This is a genomic window from Streptomyces sp. NPDC031379 (assembly GCF_055569615.1).
This window is the reverse complement of the sequence record NZ_JBVIIT010000010.1, coordinates 24,344-44,973: the sequence shown is the minus strand read 5'-3', so window position 1 is coordinate 44,973 and position 20,630 is coordinate 24,344. Positions and strand designations below refer to the sequence as shown.

Here is a 20,630-nt window from a genome sequence, read left to right as displayed (position 1 = left end):
GCTCAGCTCGCCGGGTAGCGGTCGATGGCGGGCGGGTGGGGTGCGGGCACGCCGGACAGGCCGAGCGTGGCGTCGTAGGCCTTCTTCCAGTCGCCGTTCTTCTCCCGGGCCTCGAGGGCGTCGTCGAGGGCGAAGCGCAGCGCGTCGTCGCCGTGCGGGACGCCGATGCCGTACGGCTCCTTCGAGAACGGCCTGCCGACGACCTTCAGCTCGTCGGGAGCCTTGGCCGCGTAGCCGATGAGGATGGCGTCGTCGGTGGTGACGGCGTCGACCTGGTAGGTGAGCAGGTTGTCGACGCAGACGGAGTAGGTGTCGTAGGCGACCAGGATCGCCTTCGGGTAGTCGGTCTTGATGCGCTGGTACGGCGTCGAACCGGCCGCCGAGCAGACGCGTCTGCCGTCGAGGTCCTGGGGGCCGTGGATGTCCTTCTCGTCCTTGCGGACCAGCAGGGACTGGCCGGCCATGTAGTAGGGCCCGGCGAAGCCGACGAGCTTCTTGCGGTTGTCGTTGATGGTGTAGGTGCCGACGTAGTAGTCGATCTGGCCGTTCTGCAGGGCGGTCTCGCGGTTGGCGGAGGCGATGGTGCGGAAGCGGATCGTCTTCGGCGGGAAGCCGAGGGAGGCGGACATCATCTTGGCGATCTCGATGTCGAAGCCGGAGTAGGTGCCGGTGGCCGGGTCCTTCTCGCCGAGGTAGGGCTGGTCCTCCTTGGCGCCGACGACGAAGTAGCCGCGTCTCTTCGCGCGGGTGAAGGTCCGGGAGTCGGGCAGGCTGACGCCCTGTGCCACCTGGTAGGCGGGGAGCTTCTCGGGCGCCGGGCCCTTGGCGGGCGGGCTGCCCTCCTTGCCGCAGGCGGCGGCGAGCGGGGCGAGGACACCGAGGAGTACGGCGCACAGGCCGCGGGACACACGGGTGGTACGGAACATGGGTCGTACTCCCCCGCTCAGTGCTTGAGGATCTTGGAGAGGAAGTCCTTGGCGCGATCGCTGCTGGGGTTGGTGAAGAACTCGTCCGGGCTGCGGTCCTCGACGATCCGTCCGTCGGCCATGAAGACGACACGGTTGGCGGAGGCGCGGGCGAAGCCCATCTCGTGGGTGACGACGACCATGGTCATGCCCTCCCGGGCGAGCTGCCGCATGACCTCCAGCACCTCGTTGATCATCTCGGGGTCGAGGGCGGAGGTGGGCTCGTCGAAGAGCATCGCCTTCGGTTCCATGGCGAGGGCGCGGGCGATGGCCACGCGCTGCTGCTGGCCGCCGGAGAGCTGCGCCGGGTACTTCTCGGCCTGGTTCAGCAGGCCGACGCGGTTCAGGAGTTCACGGGAGCGGCGGTCGGCGTCGTCCTTCCTGCGCCTGCGGACCTTGACCTGGGCGAGGGAGACGTTCTGCAGGACCGTCTTGTGGGCGAACAGGTTGAAGGACTGGAAGACCATGCCGACCTCGGCGCGCAGCCGGGCGAGGGCCTTGCCCTCCTCGGGCAGCGGCTGCCCGTCGAGCGTGATGGTGCCGGACGCGATGGTCTCCAGTCGGTTGATCGTCCTGCACAGCGTCGACTTGCCCGAACCGGACGGGCCGATGACCACGACCACCTCCCCCTTGCCGACGGTGAGGTCGATGTCCCGCAGGACATGCAGCTCCCCGTAGTACTTGTTGACGTTCCGCAGTTCGATCAACGGATCGACGGCCATACGCAGCCCTACCCACTCTCAGCTGTGTCGTGGTTGCCGCAAACTATCCAGACCGAACCGGAGTTGACGGACGACACGCACCTTTCGGGCATTAGCCGTATTTACGTCAGAGGGGTGATCCCATGGGCGCCCGCGCGGGCCCGCGGCGTCAGGTCTCGGCGATCTCCGCGTACAGCTGGGACAGCTCGGGAACACCGCTCGCGGCCCACTCGTGCCCGGCCGGCACCACCTCGACCTCCCGGCCCGAGGCGAGGCGTACGACCGGCTCGCCGTCGGAGTGGATCCGCCAGGCGGCGCCGGGCACGGTGCGCACCACGACCGTGCCCAGGTACAGCCCGGCGTCGTTGCCCAGCCAGGGCAGGGTCTCGGGGTCGTCGCGCCAGCGCGGGACCATCTGGTCCAGGGCCTCCAGCGAGGCCGGGGTGTCGTCGAGGCGGACCCCCGCCCGGGCCGCCTGCGAGCGGAGCAGTTCGCACTCGGACAGCAGCGCGGCGACCGACTCGGGGTCGGCGGGGAGCGCCGTGTGACCGTCCTTCTTGTGCCGGTGGCCCAGGAACGGAATGTTCATGACCCCAGCGTGGCATCACACCTCGAGGTCGACCACCACCGGCGCGTGGTCGGAGGCGCCCTTGCCCTTGCGCTCCTCACGGTCGACGTAGGCGTCCTTGACGGCCCCGGCGAACGGCCCGTTGCCGTACACGAGGTCGATGCGCATGCCGCGGTTCTTCGGGAAGCACAGCTGGCGGTAGTCCCAGTACGTGTAGGGGTGCTCGTACTTGAGCGGGCGCGGGACGACGTCGTTCAGGCCGGCCTCGCGCAGGGCGGCGAGGGCGGCGCGCTCGGCGGGGGTGACGTGCGTGGCGCCCTCGAAGACGGCCGGGTCGAAGACGTCGTCGTCCGTCGGCGCCACGTTGTAGTCGCCCAGCACGGCGAACGGGCGGCTGCCCTGCGCGTCGCCGTACACGGCCGCCTTCAGAGCCTCGAACCACTGGAGCTTGTACGCGTAGTGCGGGTGGCCGACCTCGCGGCCGTTGGGCACGTACACCGACCAGACGCGGACCGGGCCGCAGGTCGCCGAGAGGGCGCGCGGCTCGGTCACGCCGTCGTAGCCCGGGTCGCCGGGCAGGCCCTTGACCACGTCCTCGATGCCGACGCGGGAGAGCACCGCCACGCCGTTCCACCGGCCGGTCGCGTGGACCGCCGCCTCGTAGCCCAGCTCGCGCAGCTGGTCGACCGGGAACTGCTCCTCGGCGACCTTGGCCTCCTGGAGGCAGAGCACATCGGTGCCGCTGCTCTCCAGCCAGGCCAGCAGCCGGGGAAGGCGGGCGGTGATCGAGTTCACGTTCCAGGTAGCGATGCGCATGCCTCACAACCTACCCGGCGGGTGTGACAACGCCGGTCCGCGCTCAGACCTGCGCCGACGCCCCCGGGGCGAGCCGCTGGTGGTCCGTGCCGCCCAGCGCGCCGATCTGGCGGTCGTAGATCGGGCGGGCCAGGTCGGTGAGCAGCGCGTCGTGGACGTCGTAGGCACGCCGGGGCCCGACCTCGCGGACGTAGTCGATCACCTCGGCGATCTTGTTCCACGGGGCCATCACCGGGAGCAGCAGGGTCTCCACCGGGTGGTCGGGGACGGTGAGGGCGTCGCCGGGGTGGAAGACCTTGCCGCCGTCGACCAGGTAGCCGACGTTGGTGATGCGCGGGATGTCCGGGTGGATCACGGCGTGCAGCTCGCCGTGGACCTGCACGTCGAAGCCGGCGGCGGTGAAGGTGTCGCCGTGGCCGACGGTGTGCACGCGCCCGGGGAAGGCCGCGGTGATCTGGTCGGCGACGGACTTCAGCGTCCAGATCTCCGCGGCCGCGTTCGCCTCCAGGGCGGCCCGCAGCCGGCCCTCGTCGAAGTGGTCGGGGTGCTCGTGCGTGACCAGGATCGCGTCAGCGCCGACCGCCGCGTCCTGCTCGCTGAACCCGCCGGGATCGATGACGAGCGTCCGCCCCTCCTTCTCGAGGCGGACACAGGCATGGGACTGCTTCGTGAGCTTCATGCCTCCCCATCCTGCCGCGTCGTACCCCGCGAGACCTCACTCGGCGGGCGTGGTCTCCTCCCGGATGACCTGCTGGGCCACCTGGAACGCGCGGTTGGCGGCCGGCACCCCGCAGTACACGGCCGTCTGGAGCAGCACCTCCTTGATCTCGTCCGGGGTGAGCCCGTTGCGCAGGGCCGCCCGGGTGTGGAAGGCCAGCTCCTCCAGGTGGCCGCCCGCGACCAGCGCGGTCAGCGTGACACAGCTGCGCATGCGGCGGTCCAGGCCCGGCCGGCCCCAGATCTCGCCCCAGGTGTAGCGGGTGACGAACTCCTGGAAGTCCCCGGAGAACTCGCCGGCCTGCGCCAGCGCCTGGTCGACATGCGCGTCGCCCAGCACCTCCCGGCGGATCTTCAGCCCCGTCTCGTACCGGTCCGGTTGCCCGGCGGGCTCGGCCGGTACGACGGCCGGGGCGATCTCCGCGACCGGCACGGGCTGCGGCGCCGCGAGCGGGACCGGGACGGCCGGGACGCTCGGCAGGGCGGTCTGACCGGTGTCGAAGGGCTGCTGCCAGGCGATGGAGAAGTGGTGCACCAGCAGGTCGGTGACGGCCGCCGGCTGCTCGACCGGGACCAGATGGGAGGCGCCGGGGACCACCGCGAGCCGGGCGTCGGGGATGCCCGCGACCAGGGTGCGGGCCTCGGCGGGGCCGGTGACCTGGTCCTCGGAGCCGACCAGCACGAGGGTCGGCACGCCGACCCGGCCCAGTTCGGGCCGTACGTCGAACGCCGCGAGGGCCTCACAGGCCGCGATGTAGCAGCCGGGGTCGGTGGTGCGGACCATCTGCACCGCCCACTCGGTGATCGCGGGCTGCGCGGCGGAGAACCCTCCGGTGAACCAGCGGTCGGGCGCGGTCCGGGCGATCGGGTCGAGCCCGTTCGTGCGGACGATCACCCCGCGCTGCCGGAACTCGTCGGCGGTCCCGAACCGGGGCGAGGCCGCGACCAACGCGAGCGAGGCGACCCGCTCCGGGTGGCGCAGCGCCAGCTCGATGCCGACCGCGCCGCCCAGGGCGCAGCCCGCGTAGCCGAAGCGCTGCACCCCGAGCGCGTTCAGCGTGGCCAGCAGACGGGCGGTCAGCTCGGCGACCGATCCGGCCGGGTGGGCGGGGGCGCCGCCGTGGCCCGGCAGGTCGAACCGGAAGACCCGCCACTGCTTCGTCAGCTCGGGCACCTGGCGGTCCCACATGTGCCACGTCGTCCCGAGGGAGGGACCTATGACGAGGACCGGGGCGTCCTCCGGACCGTCGAAGCGGTACTGGAGGGCGGGCGGTGCGGGGATGGCGGGGGTCGCAGGGGCGTTCGTCTCACTCACCGCTCCACGCTAACCGCCGCCGCGCGGCCGCCGGTCCCTGGGTCCCCACCGCCCACGCCCGGCTCCCTCGGATCACTGGGGAACCCTCACACCGCCTTCACCGGATGCCGGACCACCGCGTCGAAGAGATACCCCTGCGTGTTGGGGGCGGTGGCGTCCGGCTGGGTGCGGCCCGCGGTGTCGGTGGCGCGGGCGAGCAGACTGTACGACCCGGGCGCCGGCGGCAGCCAGTCGGTGGACCAGCGGACCCAGCCGGAGCGGTGCGGTGCGTCGTGCAGCCGGGCCCGCCGCCAGGTCGTACCGCCGTCGGTACTGACGTCGACCCGGACCACTCCGCCGGCCCCGGACCACGACCGGCCCGTCAGCCGGTGCTCGGTGGTCGCGTCCAGGCGGGCGTCCCACTCCACCTCCCAGGCGCTCTTGACGGTCTGCCGGGTCAGCGGTGCGCTGCCGCCGGGCGGGTAGGCGTCGCCGAAGAGCCGGTAGAAGTCGGTGTTCCACGGCGAGAACAGCGGCTGCGCCGACACCTCGATGTCGCCGACCCATTTGATGGAGGCGATGCCGATCCAGGACGGCACCAGCACCCGGACCGGGTGCCCGTGGTCGTACGGCAGCGGCTCACCGTTCATCTCGTACACCAGCAGCACGTCGTCCAGGGCCTTCGACAGCGGGAGCGGGCGGCGGACACGGCCGAGGTCGGTGCCGTCGGCGGTGACGTAAGGGGCGTCGAGACCGCGCGGCATGACGTCGACCGCGCGGCGGCCGAGTCCGGCCCGGCGCAGTACGTCGGCGAGGCGTACGCCCCGCCAGCGGGCGGTGCCGATCGCGCCGAGCGTCCAGGCCGTGCCGGTGACGGTCTGCCCCTGCTGGCTGGTGAAGAAGCCGCGGCCGTTGCCCGCGCACTCCACGAACGCGGTCCGCGTGACGGCGGGCAGCCTCTTGAGGTCGTCGAGCGTGAAGTCGACGCTCCGGCCGTGCGCGAGGCCGTCGCCCCACACCGTGAGCGTCCAGCCGGCCGCGTCCAGCACCGGGGTGGCGGTGTGGTTGCGGACGAAGAAGTGGTCGACGGGGGTGTGGTATCCGGTGCCGGCGAGCGAGGAGAACTTCGTCTCGGCGTTGGTGCCACGGACGGTGAACCGGTCCTCGGGAAGCGGCTTGACGATGCCGGCCGCCGCAGCGGCGGGTACGGCGAGCGCGGCCGGCACGGCGCCGGCGGCGAGCCCGGCGGCGGCGAGCAGCCGGAGCATGTTCCGCCGGGAGACGCCGTCGGCCCGGGCCTCACCGGCCAGCCACTGACGCAGTCTGCGACGGTCGTACGCGGACTCGGGGGTGTGCATGGGTGCCTGCCTTTCCTGGTACGGGAGTTGCGGCGGGAACGCGTACGCCGGTACGGGCGCACGCATGCGGCCCACATGGCGGAACGGGACGCGCCTACGGCGTCAGCTGCACGGCCTCGGGCCGGAAAGGGAGATCAACGACAACAGCGCGATATGAGCACGCGGGGCCGCGGAAGGGCGGAGGCGCGTCGGCTGCGGATCACGGACGCCATCGTACGAGGGATGGGTCGGCTGCGACAGGGCAACGGGCGCAGCCGCAACCAGCGTGCGCGCAGCGGGCGTTGCTCAGAGGTCGTCCGGGGTACCGAGCCCGGTCAGCGCGCCGACCGGGTCGAGGTCCGGGGTGCCCCGGGGCCACCAGTCCTCCTGGCCGGGCTCCGACTCGTAGGCGTACCACAGGCCGTCCTGCCCGAGGCGGAGCTGGACGTGTCCGCGAGGGTGGGTGAGCCGGTTGCGCCAGGGACGGAACGCCGGGAGGTCGGCGGCGAGGAGCAGCGGGCGCGCCCGGTCGAAGCGGCCGGCGGGCGGGTCCCACGGCTCCTCCAGGACGGCCAGCCCCTCCAGGCCGCCCTGCCGCCAGGCCGCCACGGCCCGCGCGAGGTCGGCCGGGGTGCGGCCGACGGCCGTGGCGAGCGTGGAGTACAGCGTGCGGGTGGCCGCGGTCAGGCCGGAACCGGGGCGGGCCGCGGCCAGGCGCACCGCGTCCTGCCACAGGGTCAGCTCGCCGACCGGGTCACGGCCGGTGCCGAGCAGCGCGTGGGCGCGGGCGGCGGCGTCGGTCGCGAGCTGGTCCAGCGCGAAGGGGTCCGGGCCGCCGGGGGCCGCCGGATACACCGGGGGCTGCTCGGGGTGCGGCGGCACCGGCAACGGCGGGGGCAGCGGCGGGAGTTGCCGGGGGGCGAGGGCGTCGGTGGCGCGCACTGCGGGCAGCGACTCCGGCTGCCGCTCCTGCGCGGCGCGGGCCGCGCGGGCGGCGCTGCGGCGGGAGAGCGCGTCCAGCAGGTCCTTCTCGCCCCGGCCGCGCAGCAGGAGCAGCACGAACGGGTCGGCGTCGAGCAGTCGTGCCGTCTGGTAGCACAGGGCGGCCGCGTGCTTGCAGGGGTGGCCGGAGTCGGGGCAGCTGCAACGGGGGGCGAGGTCTCCGGGTCCGGGCAGCAGGGGGACGCCGCAGTCGGCGAGCGACTGGGGCAGTTCCTTGTCGAGCAGCGCGGCGATGTGCCCCGGCCGGTCGGCGGCCGCGTCCAGGAACCGCGCCCAGTCCTCGTCCGCCAGCGTGCGCACCCGCAGCTGCACGCGGTAGGGCCGCGGCCGGCTCCCGCGTACGTACGCCAGCACGAGCCCTGGCGTCACGGTGATGGCGTCGACATGCCCCTGCTCGGCATAACCCCGGCCACGCAGCACCCGCTTCGGATCCAGCGCGCCCTCCTCCAGCGCCTCGACCCATGCGTTTCCCCACCAGGTCGCGGCGAACGACACATCCCCTCCGTCACCGGCCCGAGGCCCGAACACCGGGAAGGTCCTGCGCAGTTCGGTGTCCCGGTGCGGCGCGGCCATGCTGCTCGGCACATGGGGCGTACCGGGAGCGGGGGGCGGGGGCGTACCGGGGGCGGGGGGTATGGGCAGCGCGGGGGCCGGGGGCACGGGCTGCATGGGGGTGGAGGGCGCAGGGGCGTTGGCCGCGGTCTCGGGGGCGGGGGGCACCGGCAGCGCGGGGGCAGGGGGCGCAGGGGCGTTGGCTGCGGGCGCGGGGGCGGGAGCCTCAGGCACGTCGGCCACGGGCACGGGCGCGGGAGCCTCGGACGCGGGAGCGAGGGCCTCCGGGGCGGAGGTCGCAGGCGCGTCGGCCGCAGGCTCGGGGGCCGGAGCCTCGGGCACGGGGGTGAGGGCCTCCGGGGCAGGGGTGAGTGCCTGGGGCGCGCGGGCGGGGGGCGCAGACGCAGGGGCGGGAACCTCGGACGCGGGAGCGAGGGCCTCCGGGGCGGGGGTCGCAGGCGCGTCGGCCGCAGGCTCGGGGGCGGGGGGCGTGGTCGAGGTGATGGGCGCGGGCGCCGAGGGCGTGGGTACGGGGGCCGAGGTCCAGGGGGCGGACAGCGGAGCCGAAGGGGCGGGCGTCGAGGGTGAAGGGGCAGGGGCCGAGGCCGAGGCGGCCTTCGCGGACGGTGAGGTCGAAGGTGCGAGGGGTGAGGAAGCCGGCTCGTCGGGTGTCGTCGTGCCGGAAGCGGGCTCCTGCGTCTCGTCGGGCGTGTCCGTCCAGGTGGGCATGCGGAAGGCGTTCGCCAAGTAGTGGCGCATGTCCTGGGCGGCCTTGGCCCGGGCGGTCGGGGCTCCCTGCCCGGCCGCGGACGAGGTGCGCGGCGCGGAGGGGCCGGGATGCCGCCCGCGCCGCGGTTCCGCCGTCTCCGCGCGCAGCGCCTCCCGCCGGGCCGCACGCAGTGCCTCGCGGGCGGCGTCCCCGGGTCGGCGGCGACCGCTCGCGGCGTCGGTGGAGCCGGCCTCCGGCGTGGGAGGCGTGCTCTGCTCGGGAGACGAGGTCTGCTCGGGGGCGTCGCTCGGTGCGGGGGCGGCGTCGCCGGCGGCCGACCCCTCACCGTCGCCACGGCGCGTGGACACGGCGGCCCTCAGTGCCGCTCGCGCCGCGTCCGCCGGCCTCGGCCCCGAGCCACCGGAACGTCCCGCGGGCCGCGTCCCGCTGCTGTCGAAGCGCTCGAGGCCGACGAAGCGCTCCGTGTCCTCAGCCCGCTCCGTGCCGTGAGCGCGCTGGGTACCCTCGTCGCACCCCGTGCCCTCACAACGCTCGGCACCGGCGAACCGCTCCACGCCCGCCGAACGCCCCACGCCCCCAGACCCCCCGGAGCCGGCAAAGCGCTCCGTACCCTCAGCCCGCTCCGTGCCGTGAGGGGGCCGGGTGCCGTCGTCGCACCCCGTGCCCCCAGAACGCTCGGCACCGGCGAACCGCTCCACGTCCCCAGGCCCCTCGGAGCCGGCGAAGCGCTCCGCGTCGGCGTGTTCCGTTCCGTTCTCGGTGGGGCCCTGTGGCGCCTGCCTCTCGTCGGTGGGCGTCTCCTCGGCACCGGCCCGCGCCGCCGGGTACGTGCCCTCCCGCTGGGTCTGCGCCCGTTCCCGTGCCGCCCGCAGGGCCCGGCGGGCCGCGTCGCCGGGGCGGGGCTGTCCCGCGCCCGTCATGACGTCCTCCGCAGTGAGACGAGGTCGGACAGTTCGCGGTCCGTCAGCTCGGTGAGCGCCGCCTCGCCGGAGCCCAGGATCGCGTCGGCCAGCGCGCGCTTGGCGGTCAGCATCTCGGCGATGCGGTCCTCGACCGTGCCCTCGGTGACCAGGCGGTGCACCTGGACGGGCTGGGTCTGGCCGATGCGGTAGGCACGGTCGGTGGCCTGTTCCTCGACGGCCGGGTTCCACCAGCGGTCGAAGTGGACGACATGGCCGGCGCGGGTGAGGTTCAGACCCGTGCCGGCCGCCTTCAGGGACAGCACCAGGACCGGGGTCTCGCCGCTCTGGAAGCGGTCGACCATGCGCTCGCGCTCCGGGACCGGGGTGCCGCCGTGGAGGAGGTCCACGGGGATCGCGCGGGCGGACAGGTGGGCGGTGATGAGGCGGGCCATGCCGACGTACTGCGTGAAGACGAGCGCGGAGCCGTCCTCGGCGAGCAGGGTGTCCAGCAGCTCGTCGAGGAGGGCGAGTTTGCCGGAGCGGGCCGCGAGCCGGTCGGCGTGCGGGTCCTCCTTCAGGTACAGCGCCGGGTGGTCGCAGATCTGCTTGAGGGCGCCGAGGAGCTTCAGGACCAGGCCCCGACGGGCGATTCCCTCCGCGGTCTCGATCGCCAGCATCGACTCGCGCACCACCGCCTCGTACAGCGCGGCCTGTTCCCGGGTGAGCGGCACCGGGTGGTCCGTCTCGGTCTTGGGCGGCAGCTCGGGGACGATACCGGGGTCGGACTTCTTGCGGCGCAGGAGGAAGGGGCGGACCAGCCGCGCCAGGCGCTCCACCGCCTCCTCGTCCTCGCCGTTCTCCACCGCGCGGGCGTGCCGGGCGCGGAAGGACTTGAGGGGGCCGAGGAGTCCGGGGGTGGTCCAGTCGAGCAGGGCCCACAGTTCGGAGAGGTTGTTCTCCACCGGGGTGCCGGTGAGCGCCACGCGCGCGGGGGCCGGGATGGTGCGCAGCGCCTTGGCTGTGGCCGAGTAGGGGTTCTTCACGTGCTGGGCCTCGTCGGCGACGACCATGCCCCAGGGCTGCTCGGCGAGGCGGGCCGCGGCCGAGCGCATGGTGCCGTAGGTGGTGAGGACGAAGCCGCCCTCGAGGCCGTCCAGGGTGCGGTCGGGGCCGTGGAAGCGGCGGACGGGCACGCCGGGCGCGAACCGGGTGATCTCCCGCTGCCAGTTGCCGAGGAGGGAGGCCGGGCAGACGACGAGGGTCGGCTCGGTGCGGGCCCGCTCGAGGTGCAGGGCGATGAGCGTGATCGTCTTGCCGAGGCCCATGTCGTCGGCGAGGCAGCCGCCGAGGCCGAGGGAGGTCATCAGGTCGAGCCAGGCGAGGCCGCGCAGCTGGTAGTCGCGGAGGGTGGCGTCGAGACCGGCGGGCGGGTCGGCGGGGCGCAGGCCCGCCGTGAGGCGGTCGCGGAGGGTGGCCAGGGTGCCGACGGGGACGGCGTCGACGGTCTCGCCGTCGACCTCGGCGGTGCCGGTGAGCGCCACGGACAGGGCGTCGACCGGGTCGAGCAGGCCGAGTTCGCGCTTGCGGGCCTTGCGGACGAGGGCGGGGTCGACGAGGACCCAGCGGTCCCTGAGCCGTACGACGGGCCGGTGGGCCTCGGCGAGCGCGTCCATCTCGGCCTCGCTGAGCGGCTCCCCGCCGAGCGCCAGCTGCCAGCGGAACTGGAGCAGGTCCTCGCTCTCGAAGAAGCCGGTGCCGTCGGTGGCCGAACCGGGCGCCGGGCGGACCACGGCGGCGGCCGTCAGGTCGCGGGCGAGGTCCCGAGGCCAGTGCACGGCCACCCCGGCGGCGGCGAGCCGGCCGGTCGCGGCGCCGAGCAGCTCCGCCAGCTCGTCCTCGGACAGGGCGAGGACGTCGGGTACGTCCTGCTCGGCGAGCCGGTCCAGGGGTGGCCACACGCGGGCCGCGCGCCGGACGGCGAGGGCCGCGTCCACGCGCGCGCGGGGCCCGAACGCTGTGTCGGCCTCCCCCGCCCACAGCTCCGCCGCGTCGGCCACCAGGGTGGGGTCGGCGAGGCTGTGCACCTGCACGATCGCCGCCCCCGCGGCGCGCGTGCCTTCGCGCGCGCCGGCGTCGAAGACGTCGTAGGCGGACAGGTCGAGGCGGAGCGAGATCCGCACGCCCGCGTCCATCCCCGCGGCCACCTCGGCCGCCCACTCGTGGGCCCGCGGCAGGGCCTGGGGCTCATGGGCGGCGAAGGGCCGGCCGGAGGTGTACGGGGCCGCGGGGGTGCGCGGCAGGGTGTCGGCGACCGCGTCCAGGAAGGAGCGGATCAGGGCCTCCGGCTCGGGCAGCCGGAGCGGGCCGGGGTCCGGGAGGGGCACGGCGTGGCCCTCCGGCGGCAGGGCGGCGGCGATCGCGCGCAGGTGGGCGATGTCGTCGGGCTCCAGCGGGCCGGCCCGCCAGGCGTCGTGGCCGCTCGGGGTGAGGCCCGGCAGCAGGCGGCCGCGGGCGATCAGGCGCAGGGCGTGCAGGGCGGCGGCGCCCCAGCAGGCCGTGGCCGGGTGGGCGGCCGGGTCGCGCCGGGCCCGGACCAGCAGCGGCAGGGCGTGGGCGAGCGGCAGGGTGAGCGCGGGCACCTGCCGGCGGCGCACACCGGGACCGTGGCGTCGTACGACCGTCAGCTCGGTGCGGTCGCCTTCGGTGTCGCCGTCGGCGGGCAGGGGGCCGCCGTCGGGGTCCCAGAAGGCGATGCGGCCCTCACGCGGGAGGGGCGCGGGCAGGTAGAGGGACGCGAGGCGCACCGGGACCGGGTTCCCGGTCCGCTCGGCGCCTGCCGCGCGCTCGGCCGTCGCGGCCGTGCCCCCGCTCATACGTTCTGCCACCTCCCGCCCGTGCCTCGGATCAGATGTCTTCGACTCTACGGGCGGGGTCTGACAATCGGCTCCGGGGACCGGCCGGGGCCGGTGCTCGCGGCACTGGTCACGGCACCGTGCGGGAGACGACGTACACCATCGGGAAGTCCGGGTCGGACAGGTTCACGACCACGTCCTGGGTGGGCGCCGGGTTCTTCTGCGCCTGGGTGAGGCCCGACCAGGGCCCGGGGCCGGTGAACCGCCAGCCGGACACCTCCTGGTCGCGGGAGCTGACGGTGATGTCGTCCTTCTTCAGCTGGTCCCGGCGCACGCCCATGGCTCCCAGGAAGCTGTCGAGGCCGGCCGCGTTGGTGCGGAACTGCACGTAGAGGCGGCTGGTCTTCCAGTTGTTCGTCTCGTAGTAGGCGATGTGGTCCGCGGGGTGCGGGACGGTCACCTGGTAGAGGCGGCGCTGCACCTTCGACGGCCAGCCGGGGGTGAGGCCGGTCGCCGAGTACTTCGCCTCCTTGTCCTTGCCGCTGTTGCGGCTCTGGTTCGCGGAGATCACCAGGTAACCGGCCGGGACGCCGATGAGCAGGACGATGATCAGCAGGGTGAGCGCCCGGCGCCTGGCCTTGTGGCGCGCGTCCTCCGCGGGCGGGCCGGGCTCGTCCGGCGGGCCGCCCTGGTGGGGCAGCGACGGGGTCATGCGGTGTCCCGGTCGCGGCGGGCCTGGGCGTAGCGCTCGTAGCGCTCGTAGCGCTCCACCCGGCGCCGCTTGGCGCGGCGGAAGCGGCGGGCGACCAGCCGGGCCAGGTCGGCGGCGCCCACCATGCCGGCTTCGGGGCCGAGCTGGGCGCGCGTGATGCGGGCCTCGGGGCGGTAGCCGCGGCCGGTGAGGTGGCGTTTGAAGGCGTCCCGTGCGGGCCCGATGAGCAGGTCGTCGGCGGCGCTGACGCCTCCGCCGATGACGAAGCAGGACGGGTCGAGGGCGGCGGCGAGGTTGGCGATGCCGACGCCGAGCCACTGGCCGATGTCCTGGAGCAGCTCCACGCACATGGCGTCGCCCTCGCGGGCCAGTTCGGTGATCAGCGGGCCGGTGATGTCGCCGATGTTGCCCTTGACGCGCTCGATGATCCCGTAGGCCACCGGGGAGTCGGCGGCGGCCAGTTCCCTGGCCTCGCGGACCAGTGCGTTGCCGGAGCTGTACTGCTCCCAGCAGCCGCGGTTGCCGCACGGGCAGCGGTGGCCGCCGGGCACGACCTGCATATGGCCGAACTCGCCGGCGACGCCGAACTTGCCGCGCTTGACCTGGCCGTCTTCCAGGATGGCGCCGCCGATGCCGGTGCCGAGGGTGATCATGACGAGGTGGTCCTCGCCGCGGCCGGCGCCGAAGCGCCACTCCGCCCAGGCGGCGGTGTTGGCGTCGTTGTCGACGAGGACCGGCACGGAGAGCCGGCCGGCCAGGCGGTCCCGGAGGGGTTCGTTGCGCCAGGACAGGTGGGGGGCGAACAGGACGCGGTTGCGGTCGGCGTCGACCCAGCCGGCCGCGCCGATCCCGACCGCGTGCACGTCGTGCCGGTCGGACAGGTCCAGGACCAGTTCGACGATGGTGTCCTCGACGACCTTGGGGCTCTTGGACTTGTCCGGGGTCTCCGTGCGGAGCTTCTCCAGGATGTTGCCGTCGGCGTCCACGACGCCCGCCATGACCTTTGTGCCGCCGATGTCGATGCCGACCGTGGGCACACGGGGTGCGGTCAGGTGGGATCGGCGTTCCCGTGTCCCGACCGTACGGAGCACAGGGGCTCGGCGGGAGCCGATGGGGGCGGTGAGGTCGCGGTAGGTGCTCATCGGCGTCGATTCTGCCGCACGCTCACCCTGAGTGCTGCGCGGGGCGGGAGGCGGGGGTGCGCGGTCGTCGCCGGGTGCGGGTCCGTTCCGGTCGATCGCGCGGTTCCCCGCACCCCCTCAGGTGCGCTGCAGTTCGTGGCGCAGCGCGTCCAGGTCGGAGCCACCGGCCATCTGCTGGGTCAGCTCGTCCAGCGTGATCTCGTCCCGTGTGTGATTGCCCACCATCGTGCCGCGGCGCAGGAGGACGAACCTGTCGCCGACCAGATACGCGTGGTGCGGGTTGTGGGTGATCAGAACAACGCCCAGCCCCTCGTCCCGTGCCGCGGCCACATATTTGAGCACCACACCGGACTGCTTCACACCGAGTGCCGCCGTCGGTTCGTCCAGGATCAGGACCTTCGCGCCGAAGTGGACCGCGCGGGCGATCGCCACGCACTGGCGTTCGCCGCCGGAGAGGGTGCCGATGGGCTGGTCGACGTCCCTCAGGTCGATGCCCATGCGGAGCAGGGCCTCGCGGGTGGTGCGGCGCATGAAGTCGATGTCGAGGCGCTTGAAGGGGCCCACGCCCTTGCGGGGCTCGGAGCCGAGGAAGAAGTTGCGCCAGACCGGCATGAGGGGGACGACCGCGAGGTCCTGGTAGACCGTGGCGATGCCGCGGTCCAGGGCTTCGCGCGGGGAGGCGAGGCGGGTCTCCTCGCCCTCGACGCGCAGGGTGCCGCCGTCGTGCCGGTGCAGGCCGGAGATGATCTTGATCAGCGTCGACTTGCCCGCGCCGTTGTCGCCGAGGACGCAGGTGATCTCGCCCGCGTGGACCTCCAGGAAGACGCCCTCCAGGGCCCGGACGTTGCCGTAGTGCTTGCTGACGTCGGACAGCTCCACCAGGGCCGTACGCGTCTCGGTCTGCGTCATGTGGTCGCCTCCGCGCGCTTGCGGACCCAGGCGTTGAGCAGGGTCGCGAGGAGCAGCATCGCTCCGAGGAAGAACTTGAACCAGTCGGGGTTCCACTCGGCGAAGACGATGCCCTTGCTGGTCATGCCGAACAGCAGGGCGCCGACGGCCGAGCCGATCGCGCTGCCGTAGCCGCCGGTGATGAGGCAGCCGCCGATGACGGCCGCGATGATGTAGATCAGCTCGTTGCCGACGCCCTCGCCGGACTGGACGGCGTCGAAGGAGAAGAGCAGGTGCTGGCCGGAGATCCAGGCGCCGAAGGCGACGCCCATGTAGAGGCCGATCTTGGTCCCGGCGACCGGGACGCCGACCGCGCGGGCCGCGTCCTGGTTGCCGCCGACGGCGAAGATCCAGTTGCCGGCGCGGGTGCGCAGCAGGATCCAGGAGCCGAGGACGACCAGGCCCAGCCACCACAGGATGGTGACCTTGAAGTCGACGCCGCCGACGGTGAGCGTCGAGGCGAAGACGTCGTGGGCGCTGGGGAAGCCCTCCATGTCGGCGATGGTCTTGGTGGAGACCGTGCCGTCGATCAGCTTGGTGAAGCCGAGGTTCATGCCGGTCAGCATCAGGAAGGTGCCCAGCGTGATGATGAAGCTGGGCAGCCTGGTGCGGGTGAGCATGAAGCCGTTGAAGGCGCCGATGGCCAGGGTGACCAGCAGGGACACGCCCACGCCGACCCAGGTGTTCGCCGTCATCTGGTAGCTGAACATCGAGGAGATCAGCGCCGAGGACGTCACGAGGACGCCCGCCGAGAGGTCGAACTCGCCGCCGATCATCAGCAGGGCCACGGGTACGGCCATGATGCCGATGGTCGAGGACGCGTACAGGACCGTGCTGAGGCTGGCCGCGCGCAGGAAGCCGTCGGCGGCGACGGCGAAGAAGACGAGGACCGCGAGCGCGCCGACGACCGAGCCCAGTTCCGGGCGCGCGAGCAGTTTCCGCAGCGGCGAGGTCTGCAGAATCCTTTCGTCGGCCGTCTTGCCCGGCCCCTTGCCGGGCGTCTGCCCGGGTGTCCTGTCGGGCGCTCCGTCGGCCGTCCGCTCCGAGGTGGCGCTCATCGGGTGCCCCGCTCGGTGTACTCGGCCAGCGCGGACGCCTGGTCCTTGGTGATGATCTGCGGGCCGGTGAGGACCGGCTTGCCGCCGCCGAGGACGTCGCCGTTGTACTTGTACAGCCACAGCAGGTCGACCGCCTGGTAGCCCTGGAGGTAGGGCTGCTGGTCGACAGCGAAGCCGAGGGTGCCGTTCTTCAGCGAGGCCGCGACCTTGGCGTTGAGGTCGAAGGTGTCGACCTCGGCCTTGCTGCCCGCGTCCGTCCTCGCCTTCACGGCGGTGTCGGCGTAGGGCGCGCCGAGGGTGACGACGGCGTCGAGGGAGGTGTCGGCCTGGAGCTTGGCCTCGATCGCGGACTGCACGTCGGGCATGTTGGTGCCGTTGACGTAGAGCTTCTGCAGCGTGCCGCGGAAGGTCTTGGCGACGCCGTCGCAGCGCTGCTCGTGGCCGACGTTGCCCTGCTCGTGCAGGACGCACAGGGCCTTCTTCCTCCCGCGCTCGTTCAGCTCGTCGCCGACGGCCTCACCGGCGATGGTCTCGTCCTGGCCGATGTGGGTGAGGGCGCCGAAGGCCTTGGACTCCTCGGAGCCGGAGTTGACCGTGATCACCGGGATACCGGCCTTCTCGGCGCGGGCCACGGCCGCCTTCATGGCGTCCGGCTTGGCGAGGGTGACGATGATGCCGTCGACCTTCTTGTCCACGGCCGCGTCCACCAGCTGCGCCTGCTGCTGGGCCTCGTCGTCGTGCGAGTACAGGAAGTTGATGTTGTCCTTGACGGCGGCCTGCTTGGCACCGCTCTGCACGATGTCCCAGAAGGTGTCACCGTCTCCCGAGTGGGTGATCATCGCGAAGGTCCAGCGGGGCGTGTTCACCGCCGCCCTGCCCTGGGCCGCGGCCGCCTTGCGGGCGTCCTCGGCCCGTTTGCCGCCGGTGCTGCTGCACCCCGCCAGGGACACGGAGAGTGCCCCCGCCAGCGCTATGCCTACCCAGGTCCGAAACCGTGCCACGAGGCCGTGCCCTTCTTGCTGTGCTCTTGGTCTGCTCCGACGTGCGTGAGGGGCGGGCGACCTCACCGTCGGCGTGTCCCGGCGGTGACCTCACCAGCCCCAAACACTTCAGTATCGAACACAGGGAACACCCATGACGCGACCGGGGACCGTACGCCGGTCACATTGTCCGGACATTGCGACGCATGCCGGGGGGTGTCACGGACGTACGAGCAGCTGGAACTCGAAGGAGTAGCGCGTCGGACGGTAGGTGTGGTCGCCGAACTCGACCGCGCGGCCGGTGTCGTCGAAGGTGGTGCGCTGCATGGTGAGCAGCGGGGCGCCCTCCGGCTCGGCGAGCCGCTCCGCCTCGGCGGCCGTGGCCCCGCGGGCCCCGATGGACTGGCGGGCGCTGTGCAGGGTGATCCCGGCCGAGCGCATCAGCCGGTACAGCCCGGTGGCCTCCAGCTGGTCGGTGTCCAGGTCGAGCAGGCCGGGCGGCAGGTGGTTGATCAGGTAGGCCATCGGCTCGCCGTGCGCGAGGCGCAGGCGCTCGATGCGGTGGACGTCGCCGCCCTCGGCGACCCCGAGCGCCCCGGCGACCTCGGCCGAGGCGGGGACGACGGTGTTGACCAGGACCTTGGTCGCCGGGCGCTGGCCGGCCGCCTCGAGGTCGTCGTAGAGGCTGCTCAGCTCCAGGGGGCGCTTGACCTGGCTGTGCACGACCTGGGTACCGACGCCCCGGCGGCGGACGAGAAGCCCTTTGTCGACGAGCGACTGGATGGCCTGGCGGACGGTGGGCCGGGACAGGCCGAGCCGCGCGGCCAGCTCGATCTCGTTGCCCAGCAGGCTGCCCGGAGTGAGGCCGCCCCGCTCGATGGCGGCCTCCAGCTGCTGGGAGAGCTGGAAGTACAACGGCACCGGGGAGCTACGGTCCACATGGAGGTCGAGCGCCACGGTCGGGTCCACATCTGGTTTCGGCACGGGCCCGAGCGTATCCCCGTGACGGGTTGACGGGAAGTTGTGTAGTCCGGTTGTCCGGACATACGCATTGACAGCATGCCGGGTCCGCCCTCACTTTGTTTCCATGCGCATCGGGGTCATCGGTACGGGCCGCATCGGCACCATTCACGCGCGGACGCTCAGCCGCCACCGCGAGGTCGGGTCCCTGATCCTGACGGACGCGGACCCGGCGCGGGCGCAGGAGCTGGCCCACCGGCTGGGCGAGACGGCGGCGCCGGGGATGGACGAGGTGTTCAGGTGGGGCGTGGACGCGGTGGTGATCACCGCGGCGACGGCGGCCCACGCCGAACTGATCGGCCGGGCGGCCCGCTCGGGTCTGCCGGTCTTCTGCGAGAAGCCGATCGCCCTCGATCTGCCGGGCACGCTGCAGGCGCTCGCCGAGGTCGAGGCGGCCGGGACGGTGCTGCAGATGGGCTTCCAGCGGCGGTTCGACGCGGGCTATGCCGGCGCCCGGGAGGCGGTGCGTTCGGGGCGGCTCGGGCGGCTGCACACCGTACGGGCCCTTACCTGCGACCAGTCCCCTCCCCCGGCGGAGTGGCTGCCGCTGTCCGGGGGGCTGTTCCGGGACACGCTGATCCACGACTTCGACGTGCTGCGCTGGGTGACCGGCCGTGAGGTGGCCGACGTCTACGCCACCGGCTCGGACGCCGGTCCCGCGATGTTCCGCGAAGCCGGTGACGTCGACACGGGCGCGGCGCTGCTCACGCTGGACGACGGCACCCTGGCCTCGGCGACGGCGACCCGGCTGAACGGCGCGGGCTACGACGTGCGCATGGAGCTGGCCGGCGAGCGGGACACGGTGGTGGTGGGGCTGGACGACCGTACGCCGCTCGCGTCCACCGAGCCGACCGGCCCACCGCCCGCGGACAAGCCGTGGACGGGGTTCCTGGAGCGGTTCGGGCCCGCCTACGAGGCCGAGCTGGCCGCCTTCGTGGAGCTGGTGCGCGGCGAGCGGCCCAACCCCTGCGACGGCCGGGAGGCGCTGCAGGCGCTGCGGGTCGCCGAGGCCTGCGAGATCTCCCGCCGGGAGCGGCGGCCGGTGGCGCTGGCGGAGATACCCGACCGGGCGGGGCCGTCCTCCGGCTGACTCCCCGGGCCGCTCACCAGCGCACCGGAAGGCTGCGCATCCCTCTCATCAGCAGTCCCGGCAGCCACTCGCCCGGCGAGCCGTCGAGCGCGAGGCCGGGAGCGCGCTCCAGGAGGGTGCCGACGGCGATACGACCCTCCAGGCGGGCCAGGGGTGCGCCCAGGCAGTAGTGGATGCCGTGGCCGAAGGCCAGGTGGCCGCGGGTGTCACGGCGGATGTCGAACCGGTGCGGATCGGCGTAGCGGTCGCCGTCGCGCTGGGCTGCGGTGAGGCCGACCACCACTTGCTCGCCCTGCCCGATGGCCGTGCCGCCGATCTCCAGAGGCTCGGCGGCGTACCGGAAGGTGGCGCTCTGCACCGGGCCCTCGTAGCGCAGCATCTCCTCGACGGCGCCGTCCAGGAGGCTCATGTCGGCGCGCAGGGCGGCCAGTTGGTCAGGGTGGGTGAGAAGGGCGAGGACGCCGTTGCCGATGAGGTTGACGGTTGTCTCGTGACCGGCGATGAGCAGCAGGTAGGCCATGCCGCTCAGTTCCTGCGCGGAGAGCCGGTCGCCGCCCTCGTCGGTGGTGCGGATCAGGTCGCTCAGCAGGTCGTCGGTCGGTCCGGCGGAGCGCTTGTCCGCGATCAGCCCGGTGAGGTACTCGGCGAGACGGACGACCGCGTCGTACTCCGTGCCCTCGTCGGTCGGTGCGACCACCTCGGTGGACATCTTGCGGAACTCCGCGCGGTCCATGTCCGGGACGCCGAGGAGTTCGCAGATGACGGTGATGGGCAGCGGGAAGGCGAGCGAGTCGATGAGGTCGCCGCGGCCGCGCGGCAGCATCTCGTCCAGCAGGTCGTCGGTGATCTGCTGGATCCGGGGGCGCAGTCGCTCCACCCGGCGCATCGTGAACACGCGCGTGACGAGTGCACGCAGGCGGGTGTGCTGAGGCGGGTCGGTGGCCAGCAGGTGCTTGCCGATCTTCTCCTCGTCCAGGAAGACCGAGCCGATCTTCTCGCCGTCCTTGGCCAGCCGGGGGTCGGCGAGGGCCTCGCGCGCCTCTTCGTACCCCACGACCAGCCAGGTCTCGTACCCCTCGGCCCCTGCCGGCAGCCGGACCCGGTGCACGGGGCCCTGGTCGCGCAGGCGGGCGTACACCGCATGGGGATCGCTGCGCAGACTCTCCTCGAACTCCCGCAGATCGACCACCTGTTGGCTGTCCATCGCTCCCCTTCCGGACTCCCCCGAGGCCCCCGGGCGCGTC

At 73.3% G+C, this 20,630-nt stretch carries 17 protein-coding genes; 1 reads left to right on the top strand and 16 read right to left on the bottom strand.

Going from position 1 to position 20,630, the window contains the following annotated elements; translation table 11 throughout:
• Positions 1 to 2: 2 nt before the first annotated feature.
• The 15 genes from ACZ5CW_RS16350 to ACZ5CW_RS16280 all read right to left on the bottom strand — a co-directional run bounded on the left by ACZ5CW_RS16350 (position 3) and on the right by ACZ5CW_RS16280 (position 18,233).
• Positions 3 to 926: a glutamate ABC transporter substrate-binding protein gene (locus tag ACZ5CW_RS16350; protein WP_468601684.1), complete on the bottom strand. Its 924-nt coding sequence runs from the start codon at positions 924 to 926 to the stop codon at positions 3 to 5.
• Between the two features lie 17 nt (positions 927 to 943).
• The gene (locus ACZ5CW_RS16345) at positions 944 to 1,687 is read right to left on the bottom strand and encodes an amino acid ABC transporter ATP-binding protein (protein WP_468601682.1); all 744 of its coding nucleotides are present in this window, start codon (positions 1,685 to 1,687) and stop codon (positions 944 to 946) included.
• Positions 1,688 to 1,835: 148 nt separating this feature from the next.
• Positions 1,836 to 2,255, bottom strand: a complete 420-nt coding sequence (locus ACZ5CW_RS16340; RefSeq protein ID WP_468601680.1) for a DUF6278 family protein — start codon at positions 2,253 to 2,255, stop codon at positions 1,836 to 1,838.
• A gap of 15 nt (positions 2,256 to 2,270) precedes the next feature.
• Positions 2,271 to 3,050 (bottom strand): exodeoxyribonuclease III, encoded by a 780-nt coding sequence (locus ACZ5CW_RS16335; RefSeq protein WP_468601678.1) that lies wholly within the window; start codon positions 3,048 to 3,050, stop codon positions 2,271 to 2,273.
• A 43-nt stretch (positions 3,051 to 3,093) separates the two neighbouring features.
• Complete coding sequence (locus ACZ5CW_RS16330; RefSeq protein ID WP_468601676.1) at positions 3,094 to 3,729, bottom strand: MBL fold metallo-hydrolase; 636 nt, start codon at positions 3,727 to 3,729, stop codon at positions 3,094 to 3,096.
• A 36-nt stretch (positions 3,730 to 3,765) separates the two neighbouring features.
• Positions 3,766 to 5,082 carry a bifunctional 3-oxoadipate enol-lactonase/4-carboxymuconolactone decarboxylase PcaDC gene (gene pcaDC / locus ACZ5CW_RS16325; RefSeq protein ID WP_468601674.1) on the bottom strand — a complete coding sequence of 439 codons (1,317 nt, stop codon included), beginning with the start codon at positions 5,080 to 5,082 and terminating at the stop codon, positions 3,766 to 3,768.
• Between the two features lie 86 nt (positions 5,083 to 5,168).
• Positions 5,169 to 6,419 (bottom strand): sulfite oxidase, encoded by a 1,251-nt coding sequence (locus tag ACZ5CW_RS16320; RefSeq protein ID WP_468601672.1) that lies wholly within the window; start codon positions 6,417 to 6,419, stop codon positions 5,169 to 5,171.
• 285 nt (positions 6,420 to 6,704) lie between these two features.
• Positions 6,705 to 8,510, bottom strand: coding sequence for an SWIM zinc finger family protein (locus ACZ5CW_RS16315; RefSeq protein ID WP_468602064.1), 1,806 nt, complete (start codon positions 8,508 to 8,510; stop codon positions 6,705 to 6,707).
• Between the two features lie 1,088 nt (positions 8,511 to 9,598).
• The gene (locus ACZ5CW_RS16310) at positions 9,599 to 12,457 is read right to left on the bottom strand and encodes a DEAD/DEAH box helicase (RefSeq protein ID WP_468601670.1); all 2,859 of its coding nucleotides are present in this window, start codon (positions 12,455 to 12,457) and stop codon (positions 9,599 to 9,601) included.
• A 109-nt stretch (positions 12,458 to 12,566) separates the two neighbouring features.
• Complete coding sequence (locus tag ACZ5CW_RS16305; RefSeq protein WP_468601668.1) at positions 12,567 to 13,148, bottom strand: sugar kinase; 582 nt, start codon at positions 13,146 to 13,148, stop codon at positions 12,567 to 12,569.
• On the bottom strand, positions 13,145 to 14,290 hold the full coding sequence (locus tag ACZ5CW_RS16300) for an ROK family glucokinase (protein ID WP_468601666.1): 1,146 nt from the start codon (positions 14,288 to 14,290) through the stop codon (positions 13,145 to 13,147). Before ACZ5CW_RS16300 ends, ACZ5CW_RS16305 begins: the two co-directional genes overlap by 4 nt.
• A gap of 117 nt (positions 14,291 to 14,407) precedes the next feature.
• Positions 14,408 to 15,199: an ATP-binding cassette domain-containing protein gene (locus ACZ5CW_RS16295; protein WP_468601664.1), complete on the bottom strand. Its 792-nt coding sequence runs from the start codon at positions 15,197 to 15,199 to the stop codon at positions 14,408 to 14,410.
• Positions 15,196 to 16,296: an ABC transporter permease gene (locus tag ACZ5CW_RS16290; protein ID WP_468601663.1), complete on the bottom strand. Its 1,101-nt coding sequence runs from the start codon at positions 16,294 to 16,296 to the stop codon at positions 15,196 to 15,198. The genes ACZ5CW_RS16295 and ACZ5CW_RS16290 overlap by 4 nt, the downstream gene beginning before the upstream one ends.
• Positions 16,293 to 17,297 (bottom strand): sugar ABC transporter substrate-binding protein, encoded by a 1,005-nt coding sequence (locus ACZ5CW_RS16285; RefSeq protein WP_468601661.1) that lies wholly within the window; start codon positions 17,295 to 17,297, stop codon positions 16,293 to 16,295. The genes ACZ5CW_RS16290 and ACZ5CW_RS16285 overlap by 4 nt, the downstream gene beginning before the upstream one ends.
• Positions 17,298 to 17,495: 198 nt before the next feature.
• Complete coding sequence (locus ACZ5CW_RS16280; RefSeq protein WP_468602062.1) at positions 17,496 to 18,233, bottom strand: GntR family transcriptional regulator; 738 nt, start codon at positions 18,231 to 18,233, stop codon at positions 17,496 to 17,498.
• 130 nt (positions 18,234 to 18,363) lie between these two features.
• Between ACZ5CW_RS16280 and ACZ5CW_RS16275 the strand changes: the two genes are divergently transcribed.
• Positions 18,364 to 19,386 carry a Gfo/Idh/MocA family protein gene (locus tag ACZ5CW_RS16275; protein WP_468601659.1) on the top strand — a complete coding sequence of 341 codons (1,023 nt, stop codon included), beginning with the start codon at positions 18,364 to 18,366 and terminating at the stop codon, positions 19,384 to 19,386.
• 13 nt (positions 19,387 to 19,399) lie between these two features.
• Here the strand turns inward: ACZ5CW_RS16275 and ACZ5CW_RS16270 are convergent, their stop codons facing one another.
• On the bottom strand, positions 19,400 to 20,590 hold the full coding sequence (locus ACZ5CW_RS16270) for a cytochrome P450 family protein (protein ID WP_468601657.1): 1,191 nt from the start codon (positions 20,588 to 20,590) through the stop codon (positions 19,400 to 19,402).
• Between the last annotated feature and the right edge of the window lie 40 nt (positions 20,591 to 20,630).